Source organism: Burkholderia sp. AU33545, from assembly GCF_020419685.1.
In the GTDB taxonomy this organism is placed as follows: Bacteria; Pseudomonadota; Gammaproteobacteria; order Burkholderiales; family Burkholderiaceae; genus Burkholderia; species Burkholderia diffusa.
The window spans coordinates 265603-277738 of the sequence record NZ_JAIZRQ010000001.1 but is presented as its reverse complement, the minus strand read 5'-3'; the positions used below and the strand labels follow the sequence as shown (position 1 = coordinate 277738).

Sequence of the window (12136 nt, the reverse complement as noted above, 5' to 3'; positions counted from 1 at the left end):
CGCCGTCAGCCGCGACGCGTGAGCCGCATGCGTACCGAATCAAGCTCGGCGGGCAGCCGTCGCGAGCGCTGACGCGACCGCGTCAGCGCGACAAAGCCGAGCCGCTCGTACAGTGCGCGGGCGCGCTCGTTGCGGGTCAGCACGTCGAGCACGATGTCGCGGCTGTCGTCGTCCGGCAACGCACCGGTCTCGAGCGCGTCGCGCAGCAGTGCGGTGAAGATGCCCGTGCCGCGCCGCCGCTCGTCCGTCGCGCAATGCGCAATGAGGATCTGCCCACGCTTGGGCGCCGGAATCTCCGTTTCGAGCACCAGCCCGCGCAGCAGCTGGCCGATCGTGCGGCGCACGCCGAAAAAGCGCGCCAGGGCCCACACGACGTGAACGTCGTCGAACAACGTCCGGCGCCCGTCATGAATGGCCATCACGGCATGCACGGTGCCGTCGGCGCCGAGCGCGACCCGATGCCTGCGCCACGAGAACCGGCCGTGACGCGACCGGAACGCCTGTTGCAGGAACGCGATGCAGCGCGCGTCGCTCTCACCGAGGAAGAAACCGAATTCGCCGACGCCGGATGCGAACACGAGCGGTGCGCATGCCGCCGCATCGTCCGCGCATGCGGCGCGAAACGGCGTCGACGCGCCGGCTTGCGGCACGTCGAACGACGGCGCAAGCACCGCGGCGGGCATCATGCCGCCCGCCCCGCCAGGCGGGCCAGCACATCGACCGTCCGGCTGATCTGCCCGGGCTCGTGCGTCGAGCAGATGAAGAACCGCAGGCGCGCGGCCTTCTCCTCGACGGCCGGATAGAAGATCGGCTGCACGTTGATCCCTTCGTCGAACATCGCGTTGGCCCACTGCGCGGCTTTCAGCGAACTTCCGGTGATCACCGGCACGACCGCATACCCGGCGCTCGTGCCGGTGTTCAGCCCCGCCGCGCGTGCCTCGGTCAGGAATTGCTGCCCGCGCGCCTGCAGTTGCGCAACCCGCTCTGGTTCGGCCTGCAGGCGTTCGAGCGCGGCCAGCGACGCTTCGGCGAGCGTCGGCGCGAGTCCGACGCTATAGAGAAAGCCCGGCGCCAGATGGCGCAGCATGTCCACGAGCGGCTGACAGCCGGCGATGAAGCCGCCGCAACCGGCCAGCGTCTTGCTCATCGTGCCCATCCACACGTCGACCTGGTCGGGCGCGACCGCGCAATGTTCACGGATGCCCTTGCCCGTCGCGCCGAGCACGCCGAGCGAATGCGCTTCGTCGACCAGAAGGAACGCACCGTGGCGCGTCTTCACGTCGACGAAACGCTGCAGGTCCGGGAAATCGCCATCCATGCTGTACAGCCCCTCGATCGCGATCAGCACGTGCCGGTATTCGCGACGCACGCGCGACAGCAGTTCGTCGAGCGCCTGCCAGTCGTTGTGCGCGAAGCTCAGCCGTTTCGCGCCGCTCAGCTGCGCACCCTGCACGATGCTGTTGTGCGCGAGCGCGTCGTGGACGATCAGGTCGCCGGGGCCGAACAGTGCACCGATCACGGTCACATTGGTCGCGTGGCCGCTCACGAACGCGACGCAATCGTCGGTCTCGTAGAACGCGGCCAGCGCCCGCTCGAGGTCGCGCTGCACGGGACGCTCACCCGCGACCATGCGGCTCGCGGACGCCGACGTGCCGTAGCGGTCAATCGCGGCCTTCGCACGTTCGGACACGGTCGGATCACCGGCGAGACCGAGGTAGTTGTAGTTCGCGAAGTTCACGTACTCGCGACCACCGATCTGGGTGGTCGCGCCGGCAACGCCATCGTGCACGCGGAAGAACGGCGAGTCGACGCGCAGCTTCTCGCCCATCTCGCGCATGATCCTGACTTGCTGATACTGCGGCATCGATTCGAAACGGCTGCGCGCCGACGCGGCCTGCGCCGCCGGCGTACCGGGCACGCCGGGCGCCGCGGCAGCTTCCGTTGCGCGCTCAAGTTGCCGCTTCAGGGCTTTCGCCGCCAGTTGCTGGCGAAGGTGTTCTCCAAGTGCCATGGGTTAGTTCGGTATATGTCGCGAATCCGTTATAAGGTGTCGCTTGACTTATCAAAAGCGCCGATTCAGGCTTCGGCGAACTCGATCCACCGCCAGGCATTCCTGTCGGTAAGCAACGCATCGATCAACCGGAAATTCATTTCGTGGCTGGGTCGCAGTGCACTGACACGCGCGAGCAGCGGTGCGCCGGCGAGCGCGAGATCACCAACAAGATCGAGCACGCGATGCCGCACGAACTCGTCCGGCAGTCGCATTCCGCCCAACACGCGATTACCGACGATGGAAGCGGTGCACGACGGACGCGCGCCTCGCAATATCGGTGTGCCGCGCAAATAGCCGGCGATGATCGCCGGCACGGCCCATTTCACGCGCCCGTACGAACGCGACGGCGCGATTTCAGTTGCAAACATGTCCGGCGTCAGCGCTCCATCCCACTGCATATCGCCGAAGCCGCGCAAGTCGTTCCGCACGCTCAGTTCATAACGCGGCGCCGGCTCGATCCGCATTTCGCGTCGCTGATCGCCGATGCCGTCTGCGACCACGAGGGGCCGCAGCACACGAATGAAGCGCTTCGGTGTGTCGAGCGCAATTCGGCCACAGGCACGAATCGCCTCGACCCACGGCTTCGCGCTTCCGTCGAGAATCGGCACCTCCTCAGCATCGAGCTCGACAACCGCATGATCGATCTCACATGCCAGCAGAGACGCGAGCAGATGCTCTATCGTGCGAACGCCGACGCCGTCGGCATTGCGCAGCATCGTGCAAAGCGGCTGTGCGCGACGCAGGGCGGGATCGACTTCGAGTTCACCGAGTTCGCGTCCGTTGCGCACCCTTCGAAACACGATTCCGCGCCGCCCGCGCGCCGGCGTCATCGGCTGGATACGCACCTGCACGTGCCGACCGGTATGCAGACCGTGTCCCGACAACGCGAGCGGCCGCGCAAGCGTGCCCTCACTCGTCTGCCAGCCAGGGGGCTGCTTGATTCGAGCAATCACCGTGTCAACTGACACGCTTTCGTCCCTTGGCTCGTTCAATTTGAACTCCGCTCGAGTTGGGCCCGTCCTTCATCACCAAGCGCATGCCGCGCGACCAGCGCTTGCGCCAGTTCGTCCCCGGCCGCGGTCTTCTCGTCGCCGCTGCGCTCACCGAGCAACTCGACGATGCGCTCGGCCAGCGTATGCACCGTCGCGCCTTCCGCGATCGCCATGATCGACAGCTTGACGCCGAAGGTCTCCTCGACGGCCATGCCGAGCTCCATGCCCATCAGCGAGTCCATCCCGAGATCGAGGACCGACCGGCCTGCATCGACGCGCTCCGGCGACATATGCAGAATCCGCGCGATCTGGCCGCGCAGCACGGTCTCGACGAGCGCGACTGCCTCGGCCGGCGGCAACGTACGCAATTGCTCCAGCAGCACGCGATCGTCGCTCGACGTTTCGGCCGTGCCACTCGTGTGCAACGCCGTGTAACGCTGAGCGTGCGCGGCCGGCATGCCGCGCGAAATGGCACCCCAGTCGAGACGCACGACGGCTTCGCCGACGGTCCCTTGGGCAAGCGCGCGTTCGAGCGCGGCCATCGCTTCGTCCGACGTGATCGACGCACCGCCGATCCGCGACTGCAACGCCTCGCGCGTGCCAGCGTTGCGCGCCAGGAAGCCGACGTCCTCGATCGGCCCCCACGCCATGAACATGGCCGGCTGGCCGGCCGCGCGACGATGCGCGACCAGCGCCTCGAGGAAGCCGTTGGCGGCGACGTACGCACCCTGCCCCGGGTTGCCGAGAAAGGTCGTCGCCGACGAATACACGATGAAGAAATCGAGCGTGCACCGCTGCGTCGCGCGATGCAGGTTCCATGCGCCCGCCACCTTCGGTTCAAGCACGGCCGCGAAGCGCGCGTCGTCGACGTTGCGCAGCAGCCCGTCGTCGATCTGCATCGCCGAATGCAGCACGCCCTTGAGCGGCGTTCCGCGACGCTCGATCTTGTCGACGAGGCCGTCGAGCGCCGTGGCGTCGGTCACGTCGCATCGCGCGACCGACACGTCAGCGCCAAGCAAGTCCCGCCAGCGGTCGGCTTCCGCCTGCATTGCCGCGCCCAGCGCGCCGCCGCGACTCGCGAGCGTCAGGTGCCGCGCGCCGCGCTCGATCATCCAGCGCGCGGTCGCGAAGCCCAGCCCGCCGGTGCCACCGACGATCAGGTACGCCGCGTGCGGGTCGAATCGCAGCGCCGGCACCGCAACACCACGCGTCGGCGCCGGCGTGCCTGACGGATAGGTGACCAGCACCTTGCCGATCTGGCGTGCCTGCTGCATGTAGCGGAATGCTTCCTCGGCACGTGCGGCCGGGAATGCGCGATATGGCAACGGATGCAGCACGCCTGCAGAGAACAGGTTCATCACATCCTCGAACAGTCGTGCCGTCAGCGACGGCAGCACGCCCATCAGTTGATCCGCGTCGATGCCGAAATAGCTGATGTTGTTGCGGAACGGCCGCAGGCCGATCTGGCTATTCTCATAGAAGTCGCGCTTGCCGAGTTCGAGGAAGCGGCCGAACGGACGCAGCGTATCGATGCTACGCACCATCGCTTCGCCCGCGAGCGAGTTGAGCACGATGTCGACGCCTTCGCCGTGCGTGCGCGTACGGATCTCGTCGGCGAACGCGAGGCTGCGCGAATCGAACACGCGGTCGACGCCGAGCAGGCGAATGAATTCGCGCTTCTCGTCGCTGCCGGCAGTGGCGAAGACTTCCGCGCCGAGATGGCGCGCGATCTGGATCGCCGCGATGCCGACCCCGCCCGCGCCACCGTGCACGAGCACGCGCTCTCCGCGTCGCAGTCGCGCCAGTTCGCACAACGCGTAGTACGCGGTGAAGAACGTCGTCGGAACCGTGGCGGCCTCCTCGAACGACATCGTGTCGGGCTTGTGTGCGATCGCGGTCGCGCGCGTGACCACGCGTGTCGCGAACGATGCCGGCGCGAAACCCAGCACCGCGTCGCCCGGTGCAAACCCTTCGACGTCGGCGCCGACCCGCGCGACGCGTCCCGACATTTCCATGCCGATCGTCGCGCCCGCGAAGCCCGTCTCGACGGCTTCGTCGGACAGCAGCCCCATCGCGTACATCACGTCGCGGAAATTGAGCCCCGTCGCCATCGGCTCGATCTCGACCTCGCCGGCGGCGAGATCGCGTGCCGGCATCGCGAACCATTCGAGGTTGCGCAACGAACCCGGCATGTCGAATGCGAGCCGCGCGCCCGACCGGCCCGATGCGCTTGACAGCGCGCCGTCACGCTCGGCCGCCTGCGCGGCCGGCAACATGCGCGACACGTAGCGGCCCTGCGGCGCCAGCAGCACTTCCTCCTCGCCATCGTCACCAAGCAGCGCCATCGCAAGCTGCGATGCCGGTTGTTCGACGGTGCGATCGACGTCGATCAACCGGAGCGGCAGCGTCGGATACTCGTTCGCGATCACGCGGCCGAGACCCCACAACGTTCCATGCTCGGGGTGTGACGACGTGCCTGCGGCAAACGGCGCACCACCACGCGTCACGGCACACAGTCGCCCGCGCTCCGTCGCGCCGGCTGCATCGAGATCGCGCACGATCGATGCCAGCGCGAGCGCGCCACCGCGCTGCGCGCGCATCATGGCCGCACCGTCGGCGGTGTCGAGCGATGCAAGCGGCGCCACGAACACGACATGCGCCGGATGCCCGGCCGGCTGACGCGCCGACCATGCCGCGGCGTCACGCACCGCTGCCGACTCGACACGGCAACCCAGCCGCTCGAGCTCGCCCGACAGGGCGATGCCGAACGCGTCGACATCGTCCTGCACGATCAGCCAGTGCGCGTCGTCACTCTGCGCCATGCGACGCGCTCGATCCTCATCCCGCGATGCGCCGGCCGCTTGCTCGCGGGCAGCGGGCTTGCGCGCGACGAAGAACGTCGGCGTGCCCTCGAGATCGAGGCCTTGTTCGGTATCACGCACCACGTCGACCAGTCCGGCACGTTCGCACATCGACTCGATCGCGGCTGGCGCCAGCGCACCGTACGCGCCGGCGGCGCCCGCGCCACTGGCCGTGCCGAACACGATGTCGGAGAATCGACTGCGGCGCGCATCGGCAATGACGACGAGCCCGCCGGGCGCGAGCCGTTCTGCGATCGCCGTCAGCGCGGCGAGCGGATCCGGATGATCGCCCAGCATCCGGTTGACGATCACGACGTCGAACGGCGTCGTATCGCGGCATTGCGAGAACAGCGGCGCGTCGGTCGCGAACGCCAGCGTCCGCACGTGCGCGTGCGCTTGCGCATCGAATCCGGCGAGCTGCTGCGGCGTACCCGCCAGCAGGTATTCGCAGCGACCGGCCGGCACGTCCACGTCGAGCGGTTGCAGCACGTCGCCGCTCGCGGCACCGAACTCCAGTACACGCAAGCGGCGTGCGTCCGGCCACGCCGCGACGGACTGCGTCACGCAGGCGGCGAGCAGCGCACGCGCATGCGCCCAGGTCGGCGATGCATCGAAGAACTGTTCGACCAGACTGCGTCCGGTCGACGACAGCAGCACGCCCCCGGGCGACGCATCGCGCAGCACGCGCGGCAGCGCCGCGCCGACGTGTGCCAGCAACGTCAGTTCGGCGACATGGGCCGGCGATGCCGCCAGCACGTCGCGCCACAGCGCGTCACGCGCGGGCATCGCCGCGCAGGCTTCGTCATCGCGAACCAGACGATCGCCTTCGAAGCGCGCCAGCCCGTCCTCGACGACGATTTCCGCCAGTCGCGCGACCTGTTGCGGATGCGTGTTCGTCAGCAGCGCCGGCTGGGCGAACGCGCCGAGCGTATCCAGCGCATCGAGCGCATGCAGACCGGCAAGCACGTCGAGCAGCGGCAGCATTTCGGTCAGATGCTTCGTGCGGCGCTCGAGGTCCTCACGCGCCGCGACGTGCGCGTTCGCACGCTCGACGAGCACGCCCGGCGGCGGCAACGCGTCGGCCGTGTAACCGGCCGGCAGCGGCCGCGCTTCGAGCACGTAGGCAAAGCGCGCGGGCGCGCCGTGACAGCGCCCGGCGAGATCGACGCGGCGGAAGCGGCACGCGGAAAGGCGCGCGACGATCTTGCCGTTTGCATCGATGAATTCGAACGACGCGACGATGGAATGCGGGCTGCGGCGATGAATGCGCGCCAGCACGCGACGAATCGCTTCGCCGCTCAGGAAATCGACACGACCGATCTGCACGGGGACAAACGCCGACTGCGCATCGTTCGGCGTGGCACCGGCCTGCGCCAGCACCGCGAACAGCGGATGGAAGCCGCTGTCCATCAGGGCGGGATGCAGCAGATAGTCCGACCGCGCACGCGCATCGACAAGGACCGGCGGCACATCGAGCTCGGCAAGCGCGTCGTCGGCCGATACGCGCAGCGACCTCACCCATCGGAACGCCGGCCCGTAGCTCAGGCCGATTGCCATCGTGCCCGCATACAGTGCATCGCCGGACAGCGCCGGACGCGACTGCAGACGGGTGACGACGGACGCATCCGGCGTGCTGTACGCATCGAGCGTATTGCCGCTTTCGAGCAGGCGCCCCGTCACGTTCAGGTTCCATGGGCCGTCCGACATCCGGTCGCGTGTCTCGATCGTAAACGACGCGGTACGCACGTCGATCGCGAACCGGAACAGCTTCGCATGCTGCGGCTGGAACACGACCGGCATGCGGATCTCGACGTTCTCGATGGCCACATCCGGTGTGCCGAAGAACGTGCGCGCCGCCGCGAGTGCCATCTCGACATAACCGGCGCCCGGAAACGCGATGCCGCCGTCGACCACGTGATCGGCGAGCATCGGCACGCGCTGCGGATCGAGCTGATTCTCCCAGGCGAACGCATGCTCGTGCAGACGATAGCCGAGCAGCGGATGATCGACGCGGCGATTCACGAGCCCGTAGCCCTCGACGCTCGGCACGAGCCAGTAACGCTCGCGCTGCCACGGATAAGTCGGCAGCGCGGCGTGCGGGACATCGGGAACGAGACGGTCGAGATCGACACGCGCCCCCTGCGCGACCGCCGACAGGAACGAATGGGCGAGCATTTCCGCACTATCGTGCTGACGCTTGAGCGTCGGCACGACGACGCCCGGCGCGACGCGTGCGGCAAGCGTCTGCTTCACGTAAGTGCGCAGAATCGAATGCGGGGCGATCTCGACGAACACGCGCACGCGATCGTCGGCCAGGCGAGCAATTGCATCGCCGAAACGGACTGGCTCGCGGATGTTGCGCCACCAGTAATCCGCGTCGAGCGCGGTACCCGGCAACGTGTCGCCGGTGACCGTCGACACGAATCGCGTATGCGTATCGCGCGGCGCGAGATCGGCCAGCCCGTCGCGCACGACCGGCTCGATTACATCCATGCGGCTGCTGTGGAACGCATAGTCGAGGCCGAGCATCTGATAGAAATGGCCTGCGTCCGCGAGCGCCGCACCGATTGTTTCGAGCGCGGCTTGCGAACCTGCGAGCGTCACCGAGTCGGGGCTGTTGGTGCCCGCGATTTCAATGGCCGCAGCGAGATCGAGACGCGCGATCCAGTCGCGCGCCGCGGCTTCGCCGATGCCGGCCGCCGCCATCCTGCCCGCGCCGCGCGTCAGGCCCTGGGCACCGCTGCGAATCCTGATCACGCGCACGGCCTCGGCGAGCGTCAGCGCGCCCGACACCCAGGCCGCCGCGATCTCGCCGACACTGTGGCCGACCGCCGCATCGAAGCGGATGCCGCGCGCGGTCAGCACACGCGTGATGCCGACCTGCATCGCGAACAGCAGCGGCTGCGCGTTCTCGGTCGCGGCGAGCCATTCGGCGTCGACACCCTCGCACATGACTTCGACGAGCGAAGCGTTGCCGTCCGCGCGCCACAACGCATCGACTTCGTCGAGCGCCGCGCGAAACACCGCATCCTCGGCATAGAGCCGCTTGCCCATCCCGGCCCATTGACAGCCGTTGCCCGCGTAGACGAACGCGACGGGCGCGTCGCCTTCGATGGCCTGCCCCTGCACGGCGCATGCCGGCAGCCCGCGCTCCGACGGCTCCGCGAGTGCGGCAAGCGCAGCCAAGCCTTCTTCGTGATCCGCCGGCGCGACGACCGCGCGATGCTCGAGCCATTGACGACGCCGTGCGGCGGCGGCCGCGAGTGCGGCCCAGTCGGCACCCGACTGCAGGCGCGCAAGGTGGCGTGCGGCGACGGCTGCCAGCGCGGCCGGCGACCGTGCGGTGAGGACGAGCGGCGGCAACGCAGCATCGATCCTTGCCGCCGACTGCGCGACTGGCGCCGGCGCCGCCGCTTCGGTGACGACGACGTGTGCATTCGTGCCGCCAAAGCCGAACGAATTGATGCCGATGGTCAGCGGTGCATCGCCGCGCTCGAGCGGCGTGAACCGATCGACCACGCGCAAGCGGCCGCCTTCGAAATCGATATTGGGGTTGGGCGTGTCGAAATGCAGCGAACGCGGCACCGCGCGGTGCTTCAGGCACAGCACGGCCTTCAGCAGACCGGCCATGCCCGATGCCGTTTCGAGGTGTCCGATATTGGTCTTGACCGAACCGATCAGCAGCGGATCGGATTCCGGCCGGCCGCCCGACACTGCATCGATCAACGCACGCGCCTCGATCGGATCGCCGACCGCCGTGCCCGTGCCGTGCGCCTCGAGATACGCGAGCGTGCGCGGATCGATGCCTGCGCGCCGGTACACGGCGCGCAGCAGGTCCGCTTGCGTCGCTGCTGCCGGCACGTTGATGCCGCCGTGCGAATGACCATCCGAATTCACGCCCGATCCTGCGATGACCGCGTGGATCGTATCGCCGTCGGCCAACGCCTGGTCGAGCGTCTTGAGCAGCACGAACGCACCGCCTTCGGCGCGCACGTAGCCGTCGCCGGTCGCGTCGAACGCGCGGCAGCGGCCGCGCGGCGACAGCATCGATGCCTTCGAGAAACTGACGAATCCGAACGGATGCAGCAGCAGGTTGACCCCGCCGGCAAGCGCCATCGCCGTCTCGCCGGACTGCAGCGCGCGGATCGCCTGATGAAGCGCGACGAGCGAGGACGAGCATGCGGTGTCGACCGACATGCTCGGGCCGCGCAGGTCGAACAGGTAGGACACGCGGTTCGACGCGATGCTGAGCGTGTTGCCGGTTGCCGAATACGGATCGATCGTGTTCATGTCGTCCATATTGCGGTTGCCGTAATCCATGCCCGCCACGCCGACGAACACGCCGCAGTCGCGGCCGCGCATCGCGGCCGGACGCACGCCGGCGTCTTCGAACGCCTCCCACGCGAGTTCGAGCAGCAGCCGCTGCTGCGGATCCATTTGCGCCGCCTCGCGCGGCGAGATGCCGAAGAATTCGGCGTCGAAGCCCGCGACGTCGTCGACGACGCCCGCGGCGAACGTGTAGCTCTTTCCCGGCTCCCGTTTCGACGGGTGCTGGTAGAACGCCGTGCCGAATCGATCCGGCGGAATGGCGGTCACGGCATCGCGTTCGTCACGCAGCAGTTTCCAGAAGTCGTCGGGTCCCTCGACGCGACCGGGGAACCGACACGCCATCCCGATGATCGCTATTTGCTTGTTCATGCTGTTTCTGATTTGGCCAGCGCATCGTGATCACACGCGTGCGGCTCGTTCGAATAGGTAACGGCCGACATCAACATTCGACCCAGTTCTTCCGCCCGGATATCCTGTGCGCAGGCATCGGCTCTCGCATCATTCCTCCAGACGAAATAATCGCTACGATCGGGTAGGACACCGAGCTTGCCAAACACACGCCGCAAGGCTGGTACATGATCACCGTAGAAGCAAACGATCGTCTCGCGGTCACTTTGCCTCAGATGGTCGAGCAGTCGCGCGATCATCCGGTTCGCGTTCTCCAGGTGACGCAGGTAGGCAGTCAGGTCGTGCCATGCGTCATTGTCGCCGAGCGAATGGTAGCGGGTTGCTTCGCCAGTCGCCACCGCCTCGAGATGTAGCGGCCCATGGTTTTCCATCGTCATCGCGAAGATGAACGCGGGGTACTCGCGAGGGGCGTCCAGCACGTCGATGATCGCGTCGGCGACTGCCGCGTCGGCAACGTACTGCCCGGCGCGCGGACGACCGTCGAAGTTGCGGATGTCCATGAAGGCATCGAAGTGCATCAGCGGAAACACGCGATCGCGCCCGAAGAAATCCGCGTGGTACGGATGCATCGCAATCGTCCTGTAGCCGCCGCGCTTGAACCACCCGGCAAGCGATGGACACGCTTTTCGCAGAAACGCATACGGATAGAAGCGCGCGTATCCGAGTCGATCGGCCGGTATGCCCGTGAGGACGGCAAACTCCGTACGCATCGTATTCGCGCCCCACGCCGGAACGGTCAGCTTGCCGTGCGCGATTGCTTCTAGGCGGGCACGATCGAACGCGGGCAGCAGTGACGGCACCACCGCGGACGTCGCGCGACGGATATCGAAGAACGACTCGCTCTGAATCACGATGACGTCAGGTCCGCGCGACGGTGAACCAGACGCGAACGGGCTCGTACCGGCAGCAGCATCGAACGTCTTCAGCGTCGCAGGCCGCAGACCGTTGAGCAAATACGCGACGAACACCGCGAAGAAACCATGTCGTTGCTGATCCGCAGTCGCATCGAGCGTCAACGGCAGGCGTGCGGCCACGCGCCCCCCAATCAGCAGACAGACGAGCGAGACGGCGACGGCCGCCGCGCGCGGCGGCGCATCTGCATGGTCGAGCAGACAGCCTGCCACGAGCAGCACGACGCCGGCCGCAATCGCGACGACTTTGCCGACGCTCAGAAACGGCAGATAGAGACGCGGATGGGCAAACAACTGGCTGAACAGGCTCAGATCCGTAAAGACGAATGGCTCGCGCAGCGATTCGAACTTCGCGTTGCCGATGACAGCCAGCAGCACCACCAGAGCCGCCGCGATACCGGCAGAAAACAACGGCCGCGACGTGGCGGCCAGCACGCAGGCTCCCACGAATGACACAGCCAACCCATGCAGAAACACGGCACGCACGGGCCTGCGCAACGGCGCACGCGGTACCGCAATGGCATCGAGGCCGAACGAGGCGACCAATGCCATCGCGAATACGAGTAACAGCGTGCCGGACAT

General features: G+C 67.5%; 5 protein-coding genes. All 5 read right to left on the bottom strand.

The genetic code is table 11. The annotated features are described in order from the left end of the window. Positions 1 to 5 precede the first annotated feature (5 nt). Positions 6 to 683 (bottom strand): GNAT family N-acetyltransferase, encoded by a 678-nt coding sequence (locus tag LGM71_RS01165; protein WP_124902722.1) that lies wholly within the window; start codon positions 681 to 683, stop codon positions 6 to 8. Then, positions 683 to 2011 (bottom strand): aminotransferase class I/II-fold pyridoxal phosphate-dependent enzyme, encoded by a 1329-nt coding sequence (locus tag LGM71_RS01160; protein ID WP_124625046.1) that lies wholly within the window; start codon positions 2009 to 2011, stop codon positions 683 to 685. The genes LGM71_RS01165 and LGM71_RS01160 overlap by 1 nt, the downstream gene beginning before the upstream one ends. A gap of 65 nt (positions 2012 to 2076) precedes the next feature. Then, positions 2077 to 2994 carry a UDP-3-O-acyl N-acetylglycosamine deacetylase gene (locus LGM71_RS01155; protein WP_226114234.1) on the bottom strand — a complete coding sequence of 306 codons (918 nt, stop codon included), beginning with the start codon at positions 2992 to 2994 and terminating at the stop codon, positions 2077 to 2079. 47 nt (positions 2995 to 3041) lie between these two features. Beyond that, positions 3042 to 10604, bottom strand: coding sequence for a type I polyketide synthase (locus LGM71_RS01150; RefSeq protein ID WP_226113640.1), 7563 nt, complete (start codon positions 10602 to 10604; stop codon positions 3042 to 3044). Further along, a complete protein-coding gene (locus tag LGM71_RS01145; protein ID WP_226113638.1) occupies positions 10601 to 12136 on the bottom strand; it encodes an LTA synthase family protein in 1536 nt (511 codons plus the stop codon). The genes LGM71_RS01150 and LGM71_RS01145 overlap by 4 nt, the downstream gene beginning before the upstream one ends.

Excerpts from the sequence above, each read along its gene's own strand:
- LGM71_RS01165 (WP_124902722.1), bottom strand. The coding sequence starts at position 683 with ATGCCCGCCGCGGTGCTTGCGCCGTCGTTCGACGTGCCGCAAGCCGGC.
- LGM71_RS01160 (WP_124625046.1), bottom strand. The coding sequence starts at position 2,011 with ATGGCACTTGGAGAACACCTTCGCCAGCAACTGGCGGCGAAAGCCCTG.
- LGM71_RS01150 (WP_226113640.1), bottom strand. The coding sequence starts at position 10,604 with ATGAACAAGCAAATAGCGATCATCGGGATGGCGTGTCGGTTCCCCGGT.
- LGM71_RS01145 (WP_226113638.1), bottom strand. The coding sequence starts at position 12,136 with ATGTCCGGCACGCTGTTACTCGTATTCGCGATGGCATTGGTCGCCTCG.